This window comes from Streptomyces sp. NPDC045955 (assembly GCF_056430805.1).
Window position 1 is genome coordinate 1 of the sequence record NZ_JBWKKY010000037.1, and the last position, 23,979, is coordinate 23,979.

Annotated in this window: 20 protein-coding genes; 4 read left to right on the forward strand and 16 right to left on the reverse strand. The window is 72.3% G+C overall.

The genetic code is table 11. The annotated features are described in order from the left end of the window. Positions 1-103 precede the first annotated feature (103 nt). The 5 genes from der to aroH form a co-directional block, all read right to left on the reverse strand. The gene (gene der, locus AC07F0_RS39020) at positions 104-1,597 is read right to left on the reverse strand and encodes a ribosome biogenesis GTPase Der (protein WP_478984996.1); all 1,494 of its coding nucleotides are present in this window, start codon (positions 1,595-1,597) and stop codon (positions 104-106) included. A gap of 80 nt (positions 1,598-1,677) precedes the next feature. Further along, on the reverse strand, positions 1,678-2,328 hold the full coding sequence (locus tag AC07F0_RS39025; RefSeq protein WP_478984998.1) for a lysophospholipid acyltransferase family protein: 651 nt from the start codon (positions 2,326-2,328) through the stop codon (positions 1,678-1,680). Beyond that, complete coding sequence (gene cmk, locus AC07F0_RS39030; protein WP_478985000.1) at positions 2,325-3,005, reverse strand: (d)CMP kinase; 681 nt, start codon at positions 3,003-3,005, stop codon at positions 2,325-2,327. Before cmk ends, AC07F0_RS39025 begins: the two co-directional genes overlap by 4 nt. A gap of 116 nt (positions 3,006-3,121) precedes the next feature. Beyond that, the gene (locus AC07F0_RS39035; RefSeq protein WP_478985002.1) at positions 3,122-4,207 is read right to left on the reverse strand and encodes a prephenate dehydrogenase; all 1,086 of its coding nucleotides are present in this window, start codon (positions 4,205-4,207) and stop codon (positions 3,122-3,124) included. Further along, on the reverse strand, positions 4,204-4,566 hold the full coding sequence (aroH, locus tag AC07F0_RS39040; RefSeq protein ID WP_478985004.1) for a chorismate mutase: 363 nt from the start codon (positions 4,564-4,566) through the stop codon (positions 4,204-4,206). The genes AC07F0_RS39035 and aroH overlap by 4 nt, the downstream gene beginning before the upstream one ends. A 187-nt stretch (positions 4,567-4,753) precedes the next feature. On the opposite strand from aroH, the gene AC07F0_RS39045 reads away from it, so the two are divergent. Beyond that, positions 4,754-5,182, forward strand: a complete 429-nt coding sequence (locus AC07F0_RS39045) for a Rieske (2Fe-2S) protein (RefSeq protein ID WP_478985006.1) — start codon at positions 4,754-4,756, stop codon at positions 5,180-5,182. A 22-nt stretch (positions 5,183-5,204) separates the two neighbouring features. Beyond that, positions 5,205-5,948, forward strand: a complete 744-nt coding sequence (locus AC07F0_RS39050) for a nucleotidyltransferase domain-containing protein (RefSeq protein WP_478985008.1) — start codon at positions 5,205-5,207, stop codon at positions 5,946-5,948. A 133-nt stretch (positions 5,949-6,081) separates the two neighbouring features. Here AC07F0_RS39050 and AC07F0_RS39055 read toward each other — a convergent pair whose 3' ends face one another. The 9 genes from AC07F0_RS39055 to AC07F0_RS39095 form a co-directional block, all read right to left on the reverse strand. Next, a complete protein-coding gene (locus tag AC07F0_RS39055; protein WP_397627801.1) occupies positions 6,082-7,143 on the reverse strand; it encodes a pseudouridine synthase in 1,062 nt (353 codons plus the stop codon). After that, positions 7,143-7,829: an SMC-Scp complex subunit ScpB gene (scpB, locus tag AC07F0_RS39060; RefSeq protein WP_436728528.1), complete on the reverse strand. Its 687-nt coding sequence runs from the start codon at positions 7,827-7,829 to the stop codon at positions 7,143-7,145. The genes AC07F0_RS39055 and scpB overlap by 1 nt, the downstream gene beginning before the upstream one ends. Further along, positions 7,826-8,839 (reverse strand): segregation and condensation protein A, encoded by a 1,014-nt coding sequence (locus tag AC07F0_RS39065; RefSeq protein WP_478985029.1) that lies wholly within the window; start codon positions 8,837-8,839, stop codon positions 7,826-7,828. Before AC07F0_RS39065 ends, scpB begins: the two co-directional genes overlap by 4 nt. 522 nt (positions 8,840-9,361) lie before the next feature. Then, the gene (locus AC07F0_RS39070) at positions 9,362-9,949 is read right to left on the reverse strand and encodes a hypothetical protein (RefSeq protein ID WP_397620502.1); all 588 of its coding nucleotides are present in this window, start codon (positions 9,947-9,949) and stop codon (positions 9,362-9,364) included. Continuing rightward, entirely contained in the window at positions 9,934-11,061 is a 1,128-nt protein-coding gene (locus AC07F0_RS39075) for a ParA family protein (RefSeq protein WP_478985010.1), read from the reverse strand. The genes AC07F0_RS39070 and AC07F0_RS39075 overlap by 16 nt, the downstream gene beginning before the upstream one ends. 413 nt (positions 11,062-11,474) lie before the next feature. Further along, positions 11,475-12,599, reverse strand: coding sequence for an alanine dehydrogenase (gene ald / locus AC07F0_RS39080; protein ID WP_436728531.1), 1,125 nt, complete (start codon positions 12,597-12,599; stop codon positions 11,475-11,477). Positions 12,600-12,735: 136 nt separating this feature from the next. Then, a complete protein-coding gene (locus AC07F0_RS39085; protein ID WP_478985012.1) occupies positions 12,736-14,820 on the reverse strand; it encodes a tetratricopeptide repeat protein in 2,085 nt (694 codons plus the stop codon). Positions 14,821-15,001: 181 nt separating this feature from the next. Continuing rightward, positions 15,002-15,628: an NUDIX domain-containing protein gene (locus AC07F0_RS39090; RefSeq protein WP_478985013.1), complete on the reverse strand. Its 627-nt coding sequence runs from the start codon at positions 15,626-15,628 to the stop codon at positions 15,002-15,004. Between the two features lie 115 nt (positions 15,629-15,743). After that, positions 15,744-17,402, reverse strand: a complete 1,659-nt coding sequence (locus tag AC07F0_RS39095) for a CTP synthase (protein ID WP_436728549.1) — start codon at positions 17,400-17,402, stop codon at positions 15,744-15,746. A gap of 517 nt (positions 17,403-17,919) precedes the next feature. Between AC07F0_RS39095 and AC07F0_RS39100 the strand changes: the two genes are divergently transcribed. Beyond that, a complete protein-coding gene (locus tag AC07F0_RS39100; RefSeq protein WP_086562942.1) occupies positions 17,920-19,722 on the forward strand; it encodes a glycoside hydrolase family 15 protein in 1,803 nt (600 codons plus the stop codon). Positions 19,723-19,764: 42 nt separating this feature from the next. Here AC07F0_RS39100 and AC07F0_RS39105 read toward each other — a convergent pair whose 3' ends face one another. Beyond that, a complete protein-coding gene (locus tag AC07F0_RS39105; RefSeq protein WP_478985014.1) occupies positions 19,765-20,721 on the reverse strand; it encodes an LLM class F420-dependent oxidoreductase in 957 nt (318 codons plus the stop codon). Between the two features lie 92 nt (positions 20,722-20,813). Between AC07F0_RS39105 and AC07F0_RS39110 the strand changes: the two genes are divergently transcribed. Beyond that, a complete protein-coding gene (locus AC07F0_RS39110; protein ID WP_478985015.1) occupies positions 20,814-22,457 on the forward strand; it encodes a PucR family transcriptional regulator in 1,644 nt (547 codons plus the stop codon). 247 nt (positions 22,458-22,704) lie between these two features. Here the strand turns inward: AC07F0_RS39110 and AC07F0_RS39115 are convergent, their stop codons facing one another. Further along, complete coding sequence (locus AC07F0_RS39115; RefSeq protein WP_478985017.1) at positions 22,705-23,850, reverse strand: glycosyltransferase family 4 protein; 1,146 nt, start codon at positions 23,848-23,850, stop codon at positions 22,705-22,707. Positions 23,851-23,979 lie beyond the last annotated feature (129 nt).

Genomic DNA, 23,979 nt, shown 5'->3' on the forward strand with positions numbered 1-23,979 from the left:
CCTCGCCGCGGGTAAGGGGTGAGGGGGGGGAAGGAGACAGCAAAAAAGAGGACGTCCCCCCCCCCCCCCCCCCCCCCCCCCCCTCCCCCGCGCTCGCTTCGTCCTACTTCTTCCTGCCGCGCTTCTCGCGGACCCGCACGGAGATGTGGATCGGCGTCCCCTCGAAGCCGAACTCCTCGCGCAGGCGGCGCTCGATGAAGCGCCGGTAGCCCGCCTCGATGAAGCCGGAGGCGAAGAACACGAACCGCGGCGGCTTGGTGCCCGCCTGCGTGCCGAACAGGATGCGCGGCTGCTTGCCGCCCCGCACCGGGTGCGGGTGGGCGGCGACCAACTCACCGAGGAACGCGTTCAGCCTGCCGGTCGGGACCCGGGTCTCCCAGCCCGCCAGGGCCGTCTCGATCGCCGGGACCAGCTTCTCCATGTGGCGGCCGGTGCGCGCCGAGACGTTGACGCGCGGGGCCCACGCCACCTGGCCCAGCTCGGTCTCGATCTCCCGCTCCAGGTAGTAGCGGCGCTCCTCGTCGAGGGTGTCCCACTTGTTGAAGGCGAGGACGACCGCACGGCCCGCCTCGACGGCCATGGTGACGATCCGCTGGTCCTGGACCGAGATGGACTCGGAGGCGTCGATCAGGATGACCGCGACCTCCGCCTTCTCGACGGCCGCCGCGGTGCGCAGCGAGGCGTAGTAGTCGGCGCCCTGCTGGAGGTGCACCCGCTTGCGGATACCGGCGGTGTCGACGAACTTCCAGGTGACGCCGCCGAGTTCGATCAGCTCGTCGACCGGGTCCCGGGTGGTGCCCGCCAGCTCGTTGACGACGACGCGCTCCTCACCCGCCACCTTGTTCAGCAGCGAGGACTTGCCCACGTTCGGGCGGCCGATCAGGGCGATGCGGCGCGGCCCGCCGATGCCGCCCCCGCCGAACGTCTCGCGCGGCGCCTCCGGCAGCACTTCCAGGACCTGGTCGAGCATGTCGCCAGTACCCCGGCCGTGCAGCGCCGAGACCGGGTACGGCTCCCCCAGGCCCAGCGACCACAGGTACGCCGCGTCGGCCTCGCCGCTCGGGCCGTCCACCTTGTTGGCACACAGAACGACCGGCTTGCCGGCCTTGCGCAGCAGTCGTACGACGGCCTCGTCGGTGTCGGTGGCGCCCACCTTGGCGTCGACGACGAAGACCACCGCGTCGGCCGCGTCGATGGCGTACTCGGCCTGGGCGGCGACGGAGGCGTCGATGCCGAGGACGTCCTGCTCCCAGCCGCCGGTGTCGACGACCTTGAAGCGCCGGCCCGCCCACTCGGCCTCGTAGGTCACACGGTCGCGGGTGACACCGGGCTTGTCCTCGACGACGGCCTCGCGGCGGCCGATGATGCGGTTCACCAGAGTCGACTTGCCGACATTGGGGCGGCCGACCACGGCGAGGACGGGCAGCGGGCCGTGCCCGGCCGCCTCGATCGCGCCCTCGACCTCCTCGAGGTCGAAGCCCTCCTCCGCGGCGAGCTCCATGAACTCCGCGTACTCGGCGTCGCCGAGCGCCCCGTGGTCGTGCTCGGGCGCGCCTTCGTAGGCGTCCGAGCCGTCGGGCTGGGTGTGGTCGTTCATGAAGTCCGTACCTCGTCGTTCATCGTGGTGGTCGGTGGAGTACCCGCTGTCCCGCGGGCTGATCCACTACTCAGTGTTGCCTAGCGCCCGGTGAAGCGCCTGGCGTTTTCCAGGTGGGCGGCGAGCTGCTTCTGGATGCGCCCGGTCGCCTCGTCCAGCGCCGTGCGCGTGCGGCGCCTGCTGCCGTCGCCCGCTTCGAAGGGCTCCCCGAAGACGACGTCGACGCGGGACCGCAGCGGAGGCAGCCCCTTTATCAACCGTCCCCGCCGGTCGGAACTTCCCAGCACGGCGACCGGCACGATCGGGGCACCGCTGCGCACCGCGAAGTACGCGAGCCCGGCGCGCAGCGAGGCGAAGTCGCCCTCGCCCCGGGTGCCCTCCGGGAAGATGCCGAGCACGCCGCCGTTCTCCAGCACGCCCAGCGCCCGGGTGATCGCCGTGCGGTCGGTGGTGCCGCGGTCCACCTTCACCTGGCCGATGCCGGTCAGGAAGGGGTCGAGCGGGCCGATGAACGCTTCCTTCTTGATCAGGAAGTGCGTCGGCCGGGGCGCCACGCCCATGACCATCGGGCCGTCGATGACGTGGGAGTGGTTGACGGCGAGGATCACCGGGCCGGTCGTGGGCACCCGCCAGGCGCCGAGCACGCGCGGCTTCCACAGCCCGTACATCAGGCCTACGCCGATGCGCCGCCCGACATCGGCGCCCCGCAGGGAAGGCAGCTGGTCGGTCACTTCCCGGCCCGCTTCTCCTCGACGAGGGTGACGACACACTCGATGACCTGGGCCAGCGTGAGCTCGGTGGTGTCCACCTCGACCGCGTCGTCCGCCTTGGCCAGCGGCGAGGTCTTGCGGCTGGAGTCGGCCGCGTCCCGCTTGATCAGGGCCTCGCGGGTGGAGTGCACGTCGGAGCCCTTCAGCTCACCGCTGCGGCGGGCGGCACGCGCCTCCGGCGAGGCGGTGAGGAAGATCTTCAGGTGGGCGTCCGGCAGCACGGTCGTGCCGATGTCGCGGCCCTCGACCACGATGCCGTGCGCCGCGGAGGCCGCGATCGAGCGCTGGAGCTCGGTGATCCGGGCGCGCACCTCGGGCACCGCGCTGACGGCGCTGACCTTGGAGGAGACCTCCTGGGTGCGGATCGGGCCGGCCACGTCGACACCGTCGACGGTGATGGTGGGGCCCTGCGGGTCGGTGCCGGAGACGATCTCCGGCTTGCCGGCGGCTGCGGCGATGGCGGCGGGGTCGTCGATGTCGATGCCGTTGGTCACCATCCACCAGGTGATCGCCCGGTACTGGGCGCCGGTGTCCAGGTAGCTCAGCCCGAGCTGTGCCGCCACGGCCTTCGAGGTGCTCGACTTGCCCGTGCCGGCGGGGCCGTCGATGGCGACAATCACTGGCGTGGCGCTTTCCACTGTGGGGACCTTCCTGAACCGGGCTGGCGGGGGTGAGGGCGCGACTGCCCCGCACAAGGTTACTGGGTGCGGGTCACTCGTCCGGCCGCGCGTCGCTCAGCCTCGTCCAGCATGCACTACTGCCGGATCGCCCAGCCACGGTCCCGCAGCGCGGCACTCAGCACGGGTGCCGCCTTCGGCTCCACCATCAGCTGCACCAGACCGGCCTGCTGCCCGGTCGCGTGCTCGATGCGCACGTCCTCGATGTTGACGCCGGCCCTGCCCGCGTCCGCGAAGATCCGGGCCAGCTGTCCGGGCTGGTCGTCGATGAGCACGGCCACGGTCTCGTAGACCCGAGGGGCGGATCCGTGCTTGCCGGGCACGCGGACCTGCCCGGCGTTGCCCCGCCGCAGGACGTCCTCGATGCCGGTCGTGCCGTCGCGGCGCTTGTCCTCGTCAGCGGACTGCAGGGCGCGCAGGGCCCGCACGGTCTCCTCCAGGTCGGCGGCGACGTCCGTGAGCAGGTCGGCGACCGGCCCGGGGTTCGCGGAGAGGATGTCGATCCACATCGCGGGGTCGGAGGCGGCGATCCGCGTCACGTCCCGAATGCCCTGCCCGCACAGCCGTACGGCGGCCTCCTCGGCGTGCTCCAGGCGCGCGGCGACCAGGCTGGAGACCAGGTGGGGCATGTGGGAGACGAGGGCGACGGCACGGTCGTGGGCGTCGGCGTCCATCACGACCGGCACGGCACGGCAGTGCGAGACCAGCTCCAGAGCGAGGTTCAACACCTCGGTGTCGGTGTCCCGGGTCGGGGTGAGCACCCAGGGACGGCCCTCGAAGAGGTCGCCGGTGGCGGCGAGCGGGCCGGACTTCTCCCGGCCCGACATGGGGTGTGTGCCCAGGTACGCCGTCAGGTCGAGGCCGCGGGCCTCCAGTTCGCGGCGCGGCCCGCCCTTGACGCTGGCGACGTCGAGGTAGCCGCGTGCCACACCGCGGCGCATGGCGTCGGCGAGCACGTCGGCCACGTGGGCGGGCGGGGCGGCGACGATCGCGAGGTCGACGGGTCGGTCCGGCGCCTCGTCCGTGCCGGCGCCGAGCGCGGCGGCCGTACGAGCCTGCTCCGGGTCGTGGTCGGCGAGGTGCACGGTGACGCCCCGCTGGGACAGGGCGAGGGCGGCGGACGTGCCGATGAGCCCGGTGCCGATGACGAGTGCGGTCCTCACTGGGCGATGTCCTTGCGCAGGGCGCCCGCGGCGCCGAGGTAGACGTGTGCGATGTCGGCGCGGGGCTTGTCGGACTCGATGTGCGCGAGGACCCGGACGACACGCGGCATCGCGCCCTCGATGTCCAGTTCCTGGGCGCAGATCAGCGGGACGTCGACGATGCCGAGCTTGCGGGCGGCGGCCGCCGGGAAATCGCTGTGCAGGTCGGGCGTGGCCGTGAACCAGATGCTGATCAGGTCCTCGGCGGTGAGGCCGTTGCGCTCCAGGATGGCCGTGAGCAGGGCTCCGACCTGCTCGTCCATGTGCCCGGCCTCGTCCCGTTCGAGTTGGACGGCGCCCCGGACCGCTCGTACCGCCACGGTGATGCTCCTTGCTGACGTGCGTGTCGCTGTGTGTCGCTCTGTGCGTCAAGCCTAGTCAGCCCGCGCGGCCGCAGTGCGCGGCGCCCATCCGATGAGACACCGGGCTTACCACCCCTTGGGTATTTTCGATGCAAAGATTCATAGAATTCCGATTTACCCCTCTCGGCACCTTCGGAGTGACGACATGACCCACGAGACCACGCGCCGCACGGTTCTCCTCGCGACGGGCGCGACGGGCGCGGCGGCGCTCGTCGCGGCCTGCGGCGGGGGCGGCGACGACAACGGCTCCGCGTCGACGAGCTCACCCACCGGCCGGGAGGCGGCCGGTCAGGAGCTGGCCTCCACGGACGAGATCCCCGTCGGCGGCGGAAAGATCTTCAAGGAGGAAGAAGTCGTGGTGACCCAGCCCGAGCAGGGACGGTTCAAGGCCTTCTCGGCGATCTGCACCCACCAGCGCTGCACGGTGGCGTCCGTCTCCGACGGCACCATCAACTGCGCCTGTCATGGCAGCAAGTTCCGCATCGCCGACGGCTCGGTGGCCCACGGCCCGGCGACGCGGCCGCTGCCCGCCGAGCAGATCACCGTGGAGGGAAACTCGGTTCGCCTGACGTGAGAGCCCGCGTACGCTCCCGGGCATGCAGCCCGAGGCCCTGGTACGCGACCACACGATCTACGCCTGTGTGATGGGTTCGCGCGCCTTCGGGCTGGCGACGGACGACAGCGACACCGACCGCCGTGGCGTGTTCCTGGCTCCCACGCCGTGGTTCTGGCGCTTCGACAAGCCGCCGACGCACGTCGAGGGCCCGGCCGAGGAGCAGTTCAGCTGGGAGCTGGAACGCTTCTGCGAGCTGGCCCTGCGCGCCAACCCCAACATCCTGGAGTGCCTGCACTCCCCGCTCGTGGAGTACGCCGACGACACCGGCCGCGAGCTGCTCGCCCTGCGAGGAGCGTTCCTCTCCCGGCAGGTCCACGACACGTTCGCGCGCTACGCGCAGAGCCAGCGTCGCAAGCTCGAAGCCCACGTCCGCAGCCACGGCGCCCCCCGCTGGAAGCACGCCATGCACCTGCTCCGCCTGCTGACCAGCGCCCGCGACCTGCTGCGCACGGGCATGCTCACGATCGACGTCGGCGACCAGCGGGAGCCCCTCCTCGCGGTGAAGCGCGGCGAGGTGTCCTGGCCGGAGGTCGAGACGCGGATGGCCCGTCTGGAGCGGGAGGCCGAGGAGGCCGTCCGCCGCAGCCCGCTCCCGGCCGCACCCGACCGGCGGCGCGTCGAGGACTTCCTCGCCCGCGCCCGCCGCGCCTCAACCCTGCGGGCGGACCCGTACGACGAGGTCGTGCAGGGCGTCGTGGACGACCCGGGCCGGCGGCAGGGCTGAGACCTGCCGCGCCTCGTCGAGCGCGCCCCGCGACCGCTCGACGTCCGCCCGCACGCGCGCGTGGCCGACCTGGGCCGTCCCCGCGCCCGGAAAGGCACGGGGAACTCGCGGCACCCGGGCTGTCCGCGTAAGCCTAGAGATCGACTTCCTGCATCAGCATGCCGACCTCCGTGTTGGACAGCCGCCGCAGCCAGCCGGACTTCTGGTCGCCGAGGGTGATCGGCCCGAAGGCGGTGCGCACCAGCTTGTCGACCGGGAATCCGGCCTCCGCGAGCATCCGGCGCACGATGTGCTTGCGGCCCTCGTGCAGGGTGACCTCGACGAGGTAGTTCTTGCCGGTCTGCTGGACGACCCGGAAGTGGTCCGCGCGCGCGTAGCCGTCCTCCAGCTGGATGCCGTCCTTGAGCTGCTTGCCCAGGTCGCGCGGGATCGGGCCCACGATGTGCGCGAGGTAGGTCTTCTTCACGCCGTACTTGGGGTGGGTCAGCCGGTGGGCCAGCTCGCCGTGGTTGGTGAGCAGGATGACACCCTCGGTCTCGGTGTCGAGCCGGCCGACGTGGAAGAGCCGGGTCTCGCGGTTGGTGACGTAGTCACCGAGGCACTGCCGGCCCTCCGGGTCCTCCATGGTGGAGACGACCCCGGCGGGCTTGTTCAACGCGAAGAACTGGTAGGCCTGCGTGGCGACGGTCAGTCCGTCGACCTTGATCTCGTCCTTCTCCGGGTCGACCCGCCGCCCCTGCTCCAGCACGATCTCGCCGTTGACCTCGACCCGGGCCTCCTCGATCAGCTCCTCGCAGGCGCGCCGGGAGCCGAAGCCCGCGCGGGCGAGGACCTTCTGGATGCGCTCGCCCTCCTGCTCGGCGCCCGGGAAGGTCTTGGGCAGCTTGACGTCCTTCTTCCCGGCGTACCGGTCGCGGTTGCGCTCCTCGATCTGCGCCTCGTACTCGCGAGGGCGTGCCGGGGCCGTACGTCCACGCTGCTGGGGCTGCTTGGGCCCGCCCTTGGCGCCGCCGCGCGCGGCACCGCCGCGCCCGGACTTGGGTCCCTCCTTCGTCGCTCCGGGGCCCACGTCGTAGCGGCGCTCCTCGGGGCGGGGCTTGCGGGGGCGGCCCTGCCCCTGCTTCTGGTCCCTGTCGTTACCGGCGCCGCGGTGGTTACCGCGTCCGCCGCTCTTGCCGCTGCCGCTGCTTCGCATCAAAGTTCCGTCTGGTCGTCTTCGTCGTCGGTACCCGGGGTGACCGGGCGGCCCGGCACGTCGTCATCAGGCGCGTCCGGGTCGAACGACGGTACGCCTTCCTGGGTCTCGGCCTCGATCGCCTCCGCCTCCGGGAGGAAGGGCGCGAGTTCCGGGAGCTCGTCCAGACCGCGCAGGCCCATCCGCTCCAGAAAGTAGTTCGTCGTCGTGTACAGGATCGCACCTGTTTCGGGTTCCGTGCCCGCCTCCTCGATCAGACCCCGCTGGAGGAGGGTGCGCATGACGCCGTCGCAGTTGACTCCGCGCACGGCGGAGACCCGGCTGCGGCTGACCGGCTGCCGGTAGGCGACGACGGCCAGGGTCTCCAGGGCGGCCTGCGTGAGGCGGGCCTGCTGGCCGTCCAGCACGAAACGCTCGACGGCCGGGGCGTACTCGGCGCGGGTGTAGAACCGCCAGCCGCCCGCCACGAACCGCAGCTCGAAGCCGCGCCCTTGGACGGTGTACTCGTCGGCCAGCTCACGCAGCGCGTCCGCGATCTGACGCTTGGGCCGCTCCAGTATCTTCGCGAGGTGCTCCTCGGTCGCGGGCTCGTCCACGACCATCAGGACGGCCTCCAGAGCCGGCTTGAGATCGAGGCCGGCGACGGCACGCAGCCCGGCCGGGACGTCGGTGGCTTCCTGGCTCATGCCTTCTTCTCCTCCTTCTGCGGCTCGGGCGGCCGGTCGAACTCGTCGGTGACGGTCGGTGCCTCGTCCCCGTCCCCGCCGGTCCACCGCACGAGCAGCTCACCGAGCGCGGTCTCCTGCTCCAGCTCGACGGCCTTCTCCCGGTACAGCTCCAGCAGCGCCAGGAACCGGGCCACGACGGTCAGGGTGTCCTCGGTGTCCGCCACGAGCTCCCGGAAGCGGGCCTCGCCGAGCTCCTTGAGCCGCGCGACGACGATCCCCGCCTGCTCCTGCACGCTGACCAGCGGGGCGTGGATGTGGTCGACGTACACCTGCGGCTTGGGCTTGGGCTGCATCGCCTTCACGGCGAGCTTGGCGAACCCTTCCGCGCCGATGCTGATGACCACCTCGGGCAGCAGCTCGGCATGGTGGGGTTCGAGGCCGACGGTACGCGGATAGCGCCGGGCCTCGTCGTCGAGCCGCCCGCTGAAGATGTCGGCGATCTGCTTGTACGCGCGGTACTGCAGCAGCCGGGCGAACAGCAGGTCCCGGGCTTCGAGCAGCGCGAGGTCGGCCTCGTCCTCGACCTCGGCGGCGGGCAGCAGCCGTGCCGCCTTCAGGTCGAGCAGCGTGGCCGCGACGACGAGGAACTCGGTCGTCTCGTCCAGATCCCAGTCCGGCCCCATCGCCCGGATGTACGCCATGAACTCGTCGGTCACCCTCGACAGCGCGACCTCGGTGACGTCCAGCTTGTGCCGGGAGATCAGCTGCAGCAGCAGATCGAAGGGCCCCTCGAAGTTGGCGAGCCGGACTTTGAAGACCCCGTCGTCGCCACCGGCACCGTCGGCCGGGGGCTGGTCGGTGCTCCCCGACGCGTCCCGGCCCTGCGGGGCCCGCGCCCCGGGGGCCACCCCGGCTTCGGCCAGGGCCCGCGGCCCAGCCTCGGCTCCCGACTGCGGAACTGCGATCCCGGCGTCGGCATCGGGCGCTGAGGCGTAAGCGAGAGCGTCGTGCCGGGACCCGGTCTCCATGGACTCAGCGGCCTGGGGGGCGGTCTCAGCCGCAGCCACCTGCCCCGGGGCGGGATGCTCATGCCCCGTCGCCGGATCACCGGCCTCGGGCCAGGACCCGGACGCGTCGTCCACCTTCGGGGCAACGCCCTCACGGCCCGCCCCGGTAGCAGGGGCAGCCGCGGACTCCGCCGGGGCAGGCCCCGCCGCACGCTGCTGTCGGGGCCTTCCGGCCGCCGTCCCCTGCTCGGCAGGGACCTGCCGCTCCACGCCGTCGGGCGACTCCTCGGCAACCGACGCCTGCGCGTCGGCCGCTGCCTCCGCGGCCCGGGCACCCGACCCGGCGGTCTCCGTCTCCTCGGGCGTCACGCCCGACTCGGCGGTGCCCCCAGCCGACTCGCCGGGCTCGACCGGGTCCACCTGCTCAACCGGCGGAGCCACCCGCGGAGCCACCGGCCCACGCCCCAGCGCACGCCGGCGCCCGGACGGGCCGCCGGGGGGTGGTGGGGACGCGTTCGAGGTCATGGCCCCCGCAGGCTACCGCTAGCGCCCGCGCAGCCGTCGTACGAGGATGCTGGCGTCCCCGCGGGTCTCCAGGTCGGCGAGGACCACGGCGACCGCCTCGCGGACGATACGGCCGCGGTCGACGGCCAGGCCGTGCTCGCCGCGGAGCACGAGACGGGCGTGCTCCAGGTCCATGAGCTCCTCGGCCGAGACGTAGACCGTGATCTTCTCGTCGTGCCGCTCACGGCCGCTGGGACGGCGTGCGGCGGCCCGCCCGCGCTTGCGTGGTGCCGCGGCGGCGGCACCGGCCGCACCCGCGGCAGAACCTTCCTGCGCCGCTTGCCGACGGGCGGAACCGGAGCGGCTGCGGGACTCCCCGGCCTCGGCCGACTCCGCGTCCGCCGCGACATGCTCCGCGCCCTCGCCGTCACCACCCTGCGCGGGCACCGACTGCGGCACGTCCTCCGCGGCCGTGGCCGCTGCCGCCACCGCGTCGCCCTCCCCCGCCGGAGCGGGCACCCGGGCGTCGCCGTTGGCCTGGCGCCTGGGCTGGGACGACTGAAGCGCCATCCCCCCTGTCGTACGGAAGAGTTCGTCGGCCCCCGGCAGACTCACTCGGCGTGACACCGGGCGAGCACCTCCCTGGCGAGCTGGCGGTAGGCGGCGGCACCGACGGAGTTGGAGGCGTAGGTGGTGATCGGCTCACCGGCGACCGTGGTCTCCGGGAACCGGACCGTGCGCCCGATGACCGTGTGGTAGACGTGGTCGTCGAAGGCCTCGACGACCCGCGCGAGCACCTCACGGCTGTGCACCGTGCGCGAGTCGTACATCGTGGCGAGGATCCCGTCGAGCTCCAGGTCGGGGTTGAGCCGCTCCTGGACCTTCTCGATGGTCTCCGTCAGCAGGGCCACACCGCGCAGCGCGAAGAACTCGCACTCCAGCGGCACGATCACCTTGTGCGCGGCCGTCAGGGCGTTGACCGTGAGCAGGCCGAGCGAGGGCTGGCAGTCGATGACGATGAAGTCGTAGTCGTCCAGCAGCGGCTTCAGCGCGCGCTGCAGGGTCGACTCGCGGGCGACCTCGGAGACGAGCTGGACCTCGGCCGCCGACAGGTCGATGTTGCTGGGCAGCAGGTCCATGTTGGGGACCGCCGTCTTCAGCAGCACCTCGTCGGCCGCCATCCCCCGCTCCATGAGCAGGTTGTAGACGGTGAGGTCGAGTTCCATCGGGTTGACGCCGAGTCCGACCGACAGCGCGCCCTGCGGGTCGAAGTCCACGAGCAGGACCCGGCGTCCGTACTCCGCGAGCGCGGCACCCAGGTTGATGGTCGACGTGGTCTTGCCGACGCCACCCTTCTGGTTGCACATCGCGATGATCTTCGCGGGTCCGTGGTCGGTCAGCGGGCCCGGGATCGGGAAGTACGGCAGCGGGCGTCCGGTCGGGCCGATGCGCTCCCGGCGCTGTCTGGCGGCGTCGGGTGCGAGAGTGGCCGCGTACTCGGGGTCGGGCTCGTACTCCGCGTCGGGGTCGTAGAAGTGCCCCTCGGGCAGTTCGTCGTAGTCGGCGAAGTGGTTGTGGGGCGCGCCACTTCCGTCGCCGGCCATGGCGTTCACGTGATGGCCATCCATCTTCTGGTGTGCAGTGTGAGTCGCCTGCTGACTCTGGTGGGCTGCGAAGGTGCGCACAGCGACGGAGCCGACAGCCGCGAACCCCGCGGGTGCCTGGTCCCGTGCAGGCATTCCTGGTTGGCCACCCCCGGGAGTAAATGTCGACTCATTCACAAGTCGTCTTACCTCCTTGGTGACCAGGAAACTTCTAGACAGGTCAGCGTGGCACCATGCCGACGGTTGGCGACTCTATGGCGTGTCGGGCGTCCGCAGCAACACAATCCGCCGGACCCGGCCCGATGTGTCGGCAATGAAACATCCCGCTGTCAAGGGCGTACGGCCGTCGCACGGCAGGATTCACCGGTGTGCGAATCGGTTGAAGGGTTACGTTCGAGGCGAGTTGCCCGAGAACCGCGAAGTGACCATACACACATCCGGCCGGACCTTGTCGGGCAAGGTCCGGCCGGGTGCGCGGCGTTGACGACCTGTGTTGACGTATCGCCTTTGCGTGTTGGTGACTTGGTCGACTCGGCGGCCCGCGGGGCTCAGCCGAGCAGCGAGGACAGCTCGACGTGCTCGACGTCGTGCGCCTCGGCGACCTCCTTGTAAACGACCTTGCCGTCGTGGGTGTTGAGGCCCTTGGCCAGCGCCGGGTCGCGGCGCAGCGCGTCCGCCCAGCCGTGGTCGGCGAGTTCCACGATGTAGGGCAGCGTGGCGTTGGTCAGCGCGTAGGTGGAGGTGTTCGGCACCGCGCCGGGCATGTTGGCGACGCAGTAGAAGACCGAGTTGTGGACCCGGAAGGTCGGCTCGGCGTGGGTGGTCGGACGGGAGTCCTCGAAGCAGCCGCCCTGGTCGATCGCGATGTCGACAAGGACACTTCCGGGCTTCATCCGCGAGACGAGCTCGTTGGTGACCAGCTTCGGGGCCTTGGCGCCGGGGACCAGCACCGCGCCGATCACGAGGTCGGCCTCCAGGCAGGCCTTCTCCAGTTCCAGGGCGTTGGAGACCACGGTCTGGATCTTCGTGCCGAAGATCTTGTCCGCCTCGCGGAGCTTGTTCACGTCCTTGTCGAGCAGGGTCACGTGGAAGCCGAGGCCGATGGCGATCTGCGCCGCCTGCCAGCCGGAGACGCCGCCGCCGATGACGACGGCCCGCCCGGCCGGCACGCCGGGTACGCCGCCGGGCAGCACGCCGCGGCCGCCGTTGGCGCGCATCAGGTGGTAGGCGCCGACCTGCGGGGCCAGCCGGCCCGCGACCTCGGACATCGGGGCGAGCAGCGGCAGCGCGCGGCCGGGCAGCTCGACCGTCTCGTAGGCGATCGCGGTGGTACCGGACTCCAGCAGGGCGTCCGTGCACTCCTTGGAGGCGGCCAGGTGCAGGTACGTGAAGAGCGTCTGGTCCTTGCGGAGGCGGTGGTACTCCTCGGCGATGGGCTCCTTGACCTTCAGCAGCAGGTCGGCGGCGGCCCAGACCTCGTCGGCGGTGTCCAGGATCCGGGCACCGGCGGCGACGTACTCCTCGTCCGTGATCGAGGAGCCGACGCCGGCGCCGCGCTCGATGACGACCTGGTGGCCATGACGCACCAGCTCGTGCACGCCGGCGGGGGTGATGGCCACCCGGAACTCGTTGTTCTTGACCTCGCGGGGGATGCCGACCTTCACGTCGATCACGGTCCTTGACTCAGAGGGTATGGGCGCATTACTAGGCATACCCGGGCACGCACGGGCACACCGGGATAGACCGCAGGAGAACGTGCGGCAGAGCCAGTCTAATGAAGGTGTTCCCGCTGTCTAGCCTTTCATTGCATCAATCTTCTGCGGATGCGCCACGGATTTCGCAGGTGTCAGGCTCCGGTTTCCGCTGGGAGTCGCCGTCGGAGGCGGTCACGGGCCCCTCGTGGTCCTCCTGGTGCTCCCCGAGGATGCGCTCGGCGGTGCCCCGGTGCAGCCGGGCCGACGCGGGATCGCCGAGGCGTTCGAGGGTGTCGGCGACCCGCAGATGCAGCGCGGCCTGCAACCGCGTGTCCTCGGCCCGCCGCGCCCGTTCCACGGCCTCCCGGCAGGTGCGCAGCGACTCCTCGGGCCGGCCCGCGTACTCCTGGACCCGCGCCAACTCGCTCAGCGCCCGCGCCTGGGCGGCCACGTCACCGTTCTTGCGGTGGCCGGCGATCGCCGCGCGCCAGTTCCGCAGGGCCTCGCCGTAGCGGCCGGCGTAGGTGTGGGCGGCCGCGATCCGCCCGTACAGCCGGGCGGCCTCGGCGCGCTCGTCCCGGGCGAGCCGCTCGACCAGGGCCCGCCCGAACCAGTCGGCGGCCCGGTCGAAGTCACCGAGCTCCAGATGCGCACCGCCTACGGATTCCATCGCGCGGCCGGTCGCATACGGATCGTTCACCTCGCGTCCGGCGTCCAGCGCGGCCCGGTAGCGGGCCAGCGCGTCGGCCGTACGGCCGGCCCGGGCGTCGAGGTCGCCGAGGTTGAGCAGGGCGGCGGCCCGCTCCCTCGGCAGGTTCCGGCGCTCGGCCACGTCGAGGACCAGGCTGTGGATGTCGTACAGGTCGGGCGCCGCCGCCTGCGTGCCGACATGCGCCACCATGGCCCGCACCAGCTGGGACATCAGCCGCCGGGCCAAGGTGTCCAGCTGCCCGTCGGCGACCGCGAGCCGGGCCGAGGCCAGCAGGGCGGGCCGGGTCACGCGCAGCCAGTCGGCGGCCGCCCGGGGGGTGGGAAACCGCAGGGCACGCGGCAGGTCGAGGAGCTTCTGGCGGGCCTGGGGGCTGTCGGTCTCGGTGATCGCCCGGCATGCCTGGAGCAGCCGTACCGTCCGCTCCAGCATGCGGGCGCGGGCCAGCTGGAGCTCGGCCGGGCGCTCGTGGTGCTCGGCGAGGACGCGGAGCAGGTCGTGCAGCCAGCCCGGCACCTCGTACTGCGGCAGCGGCGAGTCCACCGCGTGCAGGAAGCCGAGGGCGACGAAGTCGTCGAGGGTGGTGCGGGCGCTGTCGACCGAACAGCCGACGAGCGCGGAGGCGGTCTGCGGGTCGACCAGTCCGGCCGGGGCGAGGGCGAGCAGACGCAGCATCCGGGCGGGAGTGGCGGGCAGGGCGGCGTAGGCGAGGCGGAAGACCCGGTTCAGCGCGCTGCCCTCGCCGTCGTCGGCGCGCAGTTGCTTGGCCAGGTCGGAGACGGCGGCCTTGGGGCGGGCGGCGAGCCAGCCGCCCGCCAGCATGAGCGCGGCCGGCTGCCCCTGGCACTCCTCGGCGAGGCCTTCGGCGGCCCGGGGGTCGACGGTGACGCGGACCGAGCCGGTGTGCCGGGACAGCAGCTCCACGCCGGACTTGGCGTCCAGGCCGCCCAGGGTGCAGGGGCGGACGTCCGAGATGCCGGTCAGCGGGCCCTCGGAGACCGCGACGACCAGGCAGTCCGGAGTGTCGGGCAGCAGGGCGTCGACCTGCCCGGCGTCGGCCGCGTCGTCCAGCAGGAGCAGTGCCCGGCGGTCGGCCAGGGCCGTGCGCAGAGTCTCGGTGAGGTCGTCCTCGCTGGCGCCGGCCGGGGCCTCCTGGGCGAGGGCGGCGAGCAGGTCCCGGGCGGTGCGCCCGACCGGTACGGGGGTGCCGTCGGGCTCGCTCAGTCGGGCGCGCAGTACCCCGTCGGGGTAACGGTGCGCGATCTGCCGGACGAGCTCCTCGGCGAGGGCGGTGCGCCCCGAGCCTGGCCGGCCGGCGATGAGCAGCACGCGCGCGCGTGGGGGCTTGCGGCCGGCGAGGGTGTCGAGTCCGGCGCGCTCGATGTCGGCGCGCAGTTCCTTCAACTCCCGTGTGCGGCCCAGGAATCGGCTCTCCCCACACGCGTGTCCGGTCAGCCGCACATCGCCTGTCTCCACGACCTGATCCGTCACGGGGCACACTCCCGTCCCACCACGCACAAGCCCGCCGGGACTCCGGTCCGGGCGTGAACAGAGCCTAGTTCACGCTCTGCAACGCCCCGGCCGGAGCACGACGGGCACGGCGGGCACATCCCCCGATCGGATCAGGCGATCTTCACACCGCCCAGGATGCGGGGCGGTGTGCGCGCCTCCGTCACGCCTCGAAGGGACGCGCCGGCCACGGCGCCTGGGCCGGGCGCAGGGCGTCCAGACCGTCGCCGGCGCGCGCGGCCACCAGGGAGAGGACCCCCACGACGAGACAGTTGTTGTGCAGTTCGCCGGCCAGTACGCCCCGGACGAGGTCGTCGACCGGCACCCGGTCGAGCTCCATGTCGGCCTCTTCCTCCTCGACCGCGAAGCGCTCGCCCTCGGCCTCGGCCAGATTGCGGGCGAGGAAGATCCGGACGGCCTCGTCACAGCCGCCGGGGGTGGTGTAGACGTCGGTCAGCACCCGCCAGTCCTCGGCCTTGACGTGCGCCTCCTCGTACAGCTCGCGCTGCGCGGCGTGCAGCGGGTTCTCGCCGGGGACGTCGAGCAGGCCGGCCGGGATCTCCCACAGCTTGTGGCGCACGGGATGGCGGTACTGGCGCAGGACCAGGACGCGGTCGGCCTCGTCGAGGGCGAGGACGGCCACGGAGCCGGGGTGGACCTGGTAGTCGCGGCCGACCACGGTGCCGTCGGGCATGACCACGTCGTCGGTGCGGACGGAGGTCTTGTTGCCCACGAAGGGGGTGTCCGTCGCCCGGATCTCCCATTCCTCCGGGGTGTCCTTGATCGTCATGCCTGTCCTTCCACGTGCCCGCCACGACTGCGCGCGCCGGGCCCGACGTGCCGAAAAGAAACCGGGGTGCACACCCTTTGAAGGGATGCACCCCGGCCACCGTACAACTGGTGTGTTACTTCGAAGTCTTCCGCTCGACCGCGGCCTTGACGAGCCCGGCGAACAGCGGGTGCGGGCGGGTCGGCCGCGAGCGCAGCTCCGGGTGCGCCTGGGTGGCGACCAGGTACGGGTGGACGTCGCGCGGGTATTCGACGTACTCGACGAGTTTGCCGTCCGGGGACGTGCCGGAGAACAGGATGCCCGCCCGCTTCTCCAGCTCGGCGCGGTAGGCGTTGTTCACCTCGTAGCGGTGCCGGTGGCGCTCCTCCACGTACTCCTTGCCGTCGTACACCTCGCGCACGATCGAGCCCTCGGCCAGCTTCGCCGGGTACATGCCGAGCCGCATGGTGCCGCCCATGTCACCCTCACCGGCGACGATGTCGAGCTGCTCGGCCATCGTGGAGATGACCGGGTGGGCCGTGGCCGGGTCGAACTCGGTGGAGTTGGCGTCGCCGATGTCGGCCAGGTTCCGCGCGGCCTCGATCACGATGCACTGCAGGCCGAGGCAGAGGCCGAGCAGCGGGATCTTGTTCTCGCGGGCGTACTTGATCGCACCGACCTTGCCGAGCACCCCGCGGTCGCCGAAACCGCCGGGGATGCAGATGGCGTCGACGTCGCCGAGCTGCGCCGCGGCGCCCGCCGGGGTCTTGCAGTCGTCGGAGGTAACCCACTTGATCTTCACGCGGGCCCGGTTGGCGAAGCCGCCGGCGCGCAGCGCCTCGGTGACCGACAGGTAGGCGTCGGGCAGGTCGATGTACTTGCCGACCAGCGCGAGGGTGACCTCGTGGTCGGGGTTGTGGACGCGGTCGAGCAGGTCGTCCCAGGTCGTCCAGTCGACGTCGCGGAACGGCAGGTCGAGCTTGCGGACGACATAGGCGTCCAGGCCCTCGCCGTGCACGGTCTTCGGGATGTCGTAGATCGAGCGGGCGTCGGGGCAGGCGACCACGGCGGCCTCGTCCACGTCGCACATCAGCGAGATCTTCCGCTTGATCGCGGTCGGGACCTCGCGGTCGCAGCGCAGCACGATCGCGTCCGGCTGGATACCGATGTTGCGCAGGGCCGCAACCGAGTGCTGGGTGGGCTTCGTCTTCAGCTCACCCGAGGGGCCGATGTACGGCAGGAGCGAGATATGCACCACGAAGACGTTGTCCCGGCCGACCTCGTGCCGGACCTGGCGGACGGTCTCCAGGAACGGCAGCGACTCGATGTCGCCGACCGTGCCGCCGACCTCGGTGATCACGACGTCGACCTCGTCCGTCGCCATGCGGCGGATGCGGTGCTTGATCTCGTTGGTGATGTGCGGGATGACCTGCACGGTGTCGCCGAGGTACTCGCCGCGCCGCTCCTTGGCGATCACGGTCGAGTACACCTGGCCGGTGGTGACGTTCGCGGAACCGTCCAGGTCGCGGTCGAGGAAGCGCTCGTAGTGGCCGATGTCCAGGTCGGTCTCGGCGCCGTCGTTGGTGACGAACACCTCACCGTGCTGGAAGGGGTTCATCGTGCCCGGGTCGACGTTGAGGTACGGGTCGAGCTTCTGCATCACGACGCGCAGACCGCGGGCCTTGAGCAGCATGCCGAGGCTGGAGGCCGTCAGGCCCTTGCCGAGCGAGGAGGCGACACCCCCGGTGACGAAGATGTGCTTGGTCGTCGAATTACGAAATGCGGCGGGCGGCATGGCCAAGACGGGGCTCCCGTGGTCGCGGTCTGGGGGTGCGGTGCGGCTGCCTGCCGGAGTTTTCCGGGGGGTCGCCGTCGCTGCGGTTCGGGGGTTTGCTGCCCACCGGTCCACGGGCTACCAGCGTATCAGCGCCGCGGGGCGATGGCTTCCGGCCACGCTCCGCACACATCTCGACACGGAGACGGTCACGCTCACCGGTCTCTCACCCCTTGCTCACTCGTTCGGCGTACTCGCCTTGCCTGGACGGGCACCCGGAACATCGGCGTGCGTCGTATCCTGCTCGGACACTCGCTGCCGAGCCCGCCGGCCCAACGGCACCACCCCCCGCCCGTAAGTACCGGAACAACGTGAGCTCGTCAGTTCGTTGAGCAACAATTGGCGCTTTGCATCACGGCAAGCGACCTGTTTTGCTTCATCGCTCAACGATGCATTGCAAGACTTGCTGAAAATCCCCTTGACCGCACTAGCGACAGCCCCCTTGCGGGGTGACGTGGCCGTTCGACTGGAGTTGCACGTGGCCGGGCGCATCGAAGACTACGCACTCATCGGAGACATGCAGACCGCTGCCCTGGTCTGCCGGGACGGCACAGTGGACTGGCTGTGCCTGCCCCGCTTCGACTCGCACGCCATCTTCGCCGGCCTGCTGGGCACCGAGGAACACGGTTTCTGGCGGCTCGGACCGGCGTACGCCTCCGACCAGCAGCCGCCCACCGCGGCCCGGCGCAGCTACCGCGGTGACTCGCTGATCCTGGAATCCGAGTGGGACACCCAGCGGGGCACGGTCCGGGTGACCGATTTCATGCCGCCGCGTGACGGCGCCCCGCAGCTGATCCGGATCGTGGAGGGCGTCTCGGGCCGCGTGCCGATGCGCTCGGCGCTGCGGATGCGGTTCTCCTACGGCCGGGTGGTGCCGTGGGTGCACAAGCACGACGGGCGCACAGTGGCCGTGGCGGGCCCCGACTCCGTGTGGTTCGACACATCCGCCGAGACGTACGGCAAGTCCCTGACGACGTACGCGGATTTCACCGTCGCGCCGGGTGACCGGATCGCGTTCACGATCTCCTGGCAGCCCTCGCACAAGGAGCCGCCGCCGCTGCCCGAGCCGGAGCAGTCGCTGGAGGCGACGGAGGACTTCTGGCGCGAGTGGGTCGACCACTGCACGTACCACGGCCCCTACCGGGAGGCCGTGGTGCGCTCACTGATCACGCTGAAGGCCCTGACGTACGCCCCGACCGGCGGCATCGTCGCCGCGCCGACCACCTCCCTGCCGGAGGACATCGGCGGGGTCCGCAACTGGGACTACCGCTACACATGGCTGCGCGACGCGGCGATCACGCTGTCCTCGCTACTGCGCACCGGCTACCGCGAGGAGGCCCGCGCCTGGCGCGAGTGGCTGCTGCGGGCCGTGGCCGGCGACCCTGAGAACCTCCAGATCATGTACGGCATCGCCGGTGAGCGCGAGCTCGGCGAGGCGGAGCTGGACTGGCTGCCGGGCTTCGAGAACTCCACCCCGGTCCGGGTCGGAAACGGCGCCGCGCACCAGCTCCAGCTGGACGTCTACGGCGAGGTCACCGAGGCCCTGCACCTGGCTCACATGACGGGCCTGGCGCGCAACGACTACGCCTCCCTTCTCCAGCTGAAGCTGATCCGCTACCTGGAGGACCACTGGCAGAACCCGGACGAGGGCATCTGGGAGGTGCGCGGCCCGCGCCGCCACTTCGTGCACTCCAAGGTGATGGCCTGGGTCGCCGTCGACCGCACGATCAAGCTGATCGAGTCCGGCGACGCGGACGGCCCGCTGGAGCGGTGGAAGGAACTGCGCGACGACATCCACCGTGATGTCTGCGAGAAGGGCTACGACAAGGAACGCAACACCTTCACGCAGTCGTACGGCTCGAAGGAACTGGACGCGTCGCTGCTGCTGATTCCGCAGATGGGCTTCCTGCCGCCGGACGACAAGCGGGTCATCGGCACCATCGAGGCGATCCAGCGGGAGCTGTCCACGCCGGACGGCTTCATCCTGCGCTACCCGACGCAGGGCGACAACGAGGGCGTCGACGGCCTGCCCGGCGACGAGGGCGCGTTCCTCGCCTGCTCGTTCTGGATGGCCGACGACCTGGCGATGATCGGCCGCGTGGACGAGGCCCGCAAGCTGTTCGAGAAGCTGCTGTCGCTGCGCAACGACCTCGGCCTGCTGGCGGAGGAGTGGGATCCGCACCTCCAGCGCCAGGTGGGCAACTTCCCGCAGGCGTTCAGCCACGTGCCGCTGATCGACACGGCACTGCGTCTGACGGCTTCCGGCGCCTACGGCGGCTGAGCGGGCCCGGCCGGTCCCGGTCACCCAGGCTGGAACCGGACATCACCCCGGCCTGAGGGCCGTGAGGGTCCGCTCCCCCGCCGGGTCGCCCGCCGTGGCGGGGACGAGGGCGATCTCGTCGAGGCCGGCCTCGGCATAGGCCTCCATGCGGGCGCGGACGCTGCCGGCGTCGCCGACGAGGGCGACCGTGTCCGCGGCCTGGGGCGGCAGGGCCCGCAGCAGGGTGTCCGGGTCGGCTCCCTTGGCGGCCAGTTCGACGACCTCGGCGAACCCCGCCTCGACGAACATGTCGCTGTAGCCCGGCACGGCGAGATAGCCGACGACACTGCGCAGGACCTGCGTGAGCGTCTCCGGCTCCGGGTCCACGGCGGCGGGCAGCCAGGCGGCCAGCCGCGGCGGCGTACGCCCTGCCCGTTCGGCGGCGGCGAGCATCCGGGCCCGCAGCATGCGGACCTGCTCGGGGGAGACGATGTCGAGCAGCATCCGGTCGGCGTGCTCGACGGCCGCGGCGACCGCGCGCTCCCCGAACGCCGCGACGGTGAGCAGACCTCCGGGCGGCGGCAGCCGGCGCGGGAAGCCGCTGCCGGGCACGATGGGCTCGCCCGGCCGGCTGTCCATCAGCGCGCGCACGGCCGCCGCCGACTCCGCCAGCGCGGCGGCGGGCCGGGTCCGCGGCCGGCCGTGCACGCCCTCGACGACCCGCTTGCTGGAGGTGCCCAGGGCCACGCCGACGGGCCGGCCGGTGACGGCCGCGGTGGACGCGGCGCCCCGCACGATGGTGAGCGGGTCGCGCACCGACACCGGCACGGGACCGGCCGTCAGGGTCGCCTGCCCGGTGGCCGCGCCGATCGCCGTCGCCAGGACGAACGAGTCCCACGTCGGTCCCTCGCCCGCCCACACCTCCCGGTACCCGAGCCGGTCGGCGAGCACCGCCACCCGCAACGGCTCCTCGACCGGACTGTCGTCCTCGCGCCCCACGGCGACCACGCTGATGTCCATGCCCGCGCCCGTACCCGGTCGCCTCCGGCGTAATCCGGGCTCGGTCCTCCCTGAGATGTCCGACAGGCATCCGCGCGGGTAGCGTCCGGCTCATGGACGGCTCGACGGACAACGGCTACGGCACCCAGGGCGCCGGGATCACCGTGCAGCGGGCACTGGAGCTGCCGGGGCTGCGCAGCGGGCTGCCCGAGGTGCTGGCGGGCGCCGACCGGCTGGGGCGGACCGTGCGCTGGGTGCACGCCGGTGAAGTGCCGCACATCGCCTCGCTGCTCAAGGGCGGCGAGCTGCTGCTGACCACGGGCTACGGCCTCGGCACCCGCCCTGCCGAACAGCGGGCGTTCGTGCGCACGCTGGCCGAGCGCGGCATCACCGCCCTGGTCGTGGAGCTCGGCCCGCGCTTCACGCGGCTGCCCGCCGCCCTCGTCGACACGGCCCGCTCGGCCGGGCTGCCGCTCGTCCAGCTGCACCGCGAGGTGCCGTTCGTCACGGTCACGGAGGAGATCCACACCGAGATCGTCAACGGCCATTACGCACTGCTCCAGCGGGCCGAGGAGGTGCACCGGCGGTGCACGGAGGCCCTGCTGGGCGGCGGTGGGGTACCTCAAGTGCTCGGCATCCTGGCCGATTTCGGCGGCAATCCCGTCTTCCTGGAGACGGCGGACGGGCAGTTGCTGTACGCCGCCGGAGCGGGTCCCGAGGGCGCGGACCCGCTCCAGGTGTGGGAGGGGCTGCGCGGCCAGCACAAGGACGAGCCGCCGCTCGCGGGCTCGGTCCTGGTGGACGTGCCGGGCGGCGGGCCCGGCAGCGGGGGCGTCCGCGCGCGGCTCGTGCTGCTGCCCGTACGGGCCCCCCTGGCGCCGGTGCACCGGATGGCGGCGGAGCGCGCCGCGGGCATCCTGGCCGTGGTGCTGATGCAGGCGCGGCAGGAGGAGGAGCTGGCGGCGCGCGGGCGCGGCGACTTCCTCACGGACCTCGCCGAGGGCCGGGTCACGGCGCAGGACGCTCCGGCGCAGGCCCGCGTGCTGGGCTTCCGGCCGGGCGACGGCCCGCTGCTGCCGGTCGTCATGCGGCTCGGGGACGCCCTGTCGCCGGGCGGAGGCTGGGCCGTGCTGGCCCGGGCGGTCTCCGAGGAACTGGCCTCGGTGGGCGTGCCGGTGCTGCTCGGGGTGCGGCCGGTGGAGGGCCGGGTGCTGGTGCTGCTGGGGCTGCGCGCGGAGCCGGAGCGGGCGACGGTGGCGGAACGGGTCGCGGCGGCGCTGCGGGCCGGGGCCGGCCGGGCCGGGATGCTGCGGCCGGGCGGGCAGCCGCCGGTGGTGGTCGTGGGGGTCGCGGGCGGTTGGACGGCCGCGGCGTCGGGCCTGCGGCACGCGGCCGAGACGGCCACGGCGGCCCAGGGCCTGCCGGACCGGCCCTGGTACGACGCCCGCCGTCTGGACATCGACCTGCTGCTGTGGCGGCTGCGCGACCATCCGGACCTGGCCGCCTTCGTCGACCGGGCCCTCGGTCCGCTCCTGGAGCACGACCGGCGCTCCCGGCCGCCGCTGCTGCCCACTCTGTCGACCTACCTCGCCCACGCAGGACGCAAGGCGGAGACGGCCCGGGAGCTGCACCTCAACCGGCAGACCCTGTACAACCGCCTGGCGCGCATCGGGGAGTTGCTGGGCACGGACCTCGACGACCCGCAGACGGTACTGGCCCTGAGCCTGGCCCTGCGGGCCCGCAGACACGTTCCCTGAGACCCGGTGTGCTCTAGGGCCTGTTGCGAAAGTGCCCTCTGCCGCGCGACGCCCGGCACGCTCCCCCACTGCCTTGAGGGCGTGGGAGGTGCCCCCACTCGCCGCACCGCCCGAAAGCCCGAGTACGCCCAGCACGAGGGCTTCCGGGCGGCACTCCCCCCAGCCTTCGGCCGGGGGGACCCCCAGAGCACGCACCGGACGCCGCGCGGCCGCCCTCCGGGCGACGAGGCCACTTTCGCAACAGGCCCTAGGCGAGGGGCCGGGGCTGGGTCAACTCGTCGTACACGCTGAGCACTTGGGCGACCGTCTCGTCCTCGCTCGGCCAGGTCGCCGCCTGCCGCGCGCCCTTGGCCTTCAGCAGCTCCCGGCGCTCGGGGTCGCCGAGCAGGCGTACGACGGTGCCGGCGAGCGCCTCCGCGTCGCCGCGCGGGACGAGTTCGGCCGCGTCGCCGACGAGTTCCGGGATGCCGCCGACGTCGGTCGCGACGAGCGGCACGCGCGCGTGGAGGGCCTCCTGGGCGAGGACGGAGCGCGCTTCCTCCCGCCGGCTCGGCAGCAGGGCGAGGTCGGCGGCGGCGATCAGGTCGGTGATGTCCTCGCGCCGCCCGATGAGCCGTACGGGCAGCCCCTCGTTCTCGATCCGCTCCTGGAGTTCACCTCGCAGCGGGCCTTCGCCCGCGATCACGACCAGGGGCACGGGATCGAGCCGGCGCCAGGTGCGCGCGGCGTCCAGCAGCACGTCGTATCCGCGGTGCCGCTCCAGGGAGCCGACGGCGATCAGCAACGGCCGTCCTATGGCGCCGAGTTCGGCGCGCACCTTGGGCCGCAGCGGGTCGGGGTGGTCGGGCTCCACGGGCCTGCGGGGGCCGGGCAGCGCGACGGCCGCGAGCCGCGCGTCCCGCGCGCCGGTCCGCCGTGCCCGGTCCACGAGGGCCGAGGTCGTCCCCAGCACGACGGTGGCGGCCCTCACGACCCGCCGCTCCAGGACGCGCAGCAGATGGGCGCGGGCCCCGTCGGCGTGCGCCCGGTCGTGCCACGTGACGACGAGCGGGGTCCGCACCCGCCGCCCGCTGAGTGCGAGCACGGTACGGAACGAGGCGTGCAGCCCGTGCGCGTGCACCAGATCGGCGTCGGCACAGGCCGCCCGCAGGGCCGCCACCGACACCGGGTCACTGCTGCGCGGCACATGCACATGGTCGGCCCCGACACCGCTGAAGTCATAGGCGCGGTCCGCCTCATAGGGGGCGCACACCGTGACCTTCACGCCTCGCGCGACGAGCCCCGCGGCCAGGGAGCGCACATGCGCACTGCTGGCCGCATTGCCTCCGCCCAGCACCTGCACGGTGCGCAACGGCGACTGGCCATGCGGTGAGTGGCTGCTCACGGGGGTCACGTGGCCGGGCTCCTGGTTCGGGTCGGGGGTCACCGCGCAGGATTCCCACGCGTACTCCGCCAAGGATGCCAGGACATATACGGGTTCAGGGACCGCACGGAGCCCGGCGGCGCGACCGTGGGGCGCGGC

What these genes read in the sequence shown, in the direction of transcription:
- der (WP_478984996.1), bottom strand. Translation starts at nt 1,597, where the DNA reads ATGAACGACCACACCCAGCCCGACGGCTCGGACGCCTACGAAGGCGCG.
- AC07F0_RS39045 (WP_478985006.1), top strand. Translation starts at nt 4,754, where the DNA reads ATGACCCACGAGACCACGCGCCGCACGGTTCTCCTCGCGACGGGCGCG.
- AC07F0_RS39050 (WP_478985008.1), top strand. Translation starts at nt 5,205, where the DNA reads ATGCAGCCCGAGGCCCTGGTACGCGACCACACGATCTACGCCTGTGTG.
- AC07F0_RS39055 (WP_397627801.1), bottom strand. Translation starts at nt 7,143, where the DNA reads ATGCGAAGCAGCGGCAGCGGCAAGAGCGGCGGACGCGGTAACCACCGC.
- scpB (WP_436728528.1), bottom strand. Translation starts at nt 7,829, where the DNA reads ATGAGCCAGGAAGCCACCGACGTCCCGGCCGGGCTGCGTGCCGTCGCC.
- AC07F0_RS39065 (WP_478985029.1), bottom strand. Translation starts at nt 8,839, where the DNA reads ATGGAGACCGGGTCCCGGCACGACGCTCTCGCTTACGCCTCAGCGCCC.
- AC07F0_RS39075 (WP_478985010.1), bottom strand. Translation starts at nt 11,061, where the DNA reads ATGCCTGCACGGGACCAGGCACCCGCGGGGTTCGCGGCTGTCGGCTCC.
- AC07F0_RS39090 (WP_478985013.1), bottom strand. Translation starts at nt 15,628, where the DNA reads ATGACGATCAAGGACACCCCGGAGGAATGGGAGATCCGGGCGACGGAC.
- AC07F0_RS39095 (WP_436728549.1), bottom strand. Translation starts at nt 17,402, where the DNA reads ATGCCGCCCGCCGCATTTCGTAATTCGACGACCAAGCACATCTTCGTC.
- AC07F0_RS39105 (WP_478985014.1), bottom strand. Translation starts at nt 20,721, where the DNA reads ATGGACATCAGCGTGGTCGCCGTGGGGCGCGAGGACGACAGTCCGGTC.
- AC07F0_RS39110 (WP_478985015.1), top strand. Translation starts at nt 20,814, where the DNA reads ATGGACGGCTCGACGGACAACGGCTACGGCACCCAGGGCGCCGGGATC.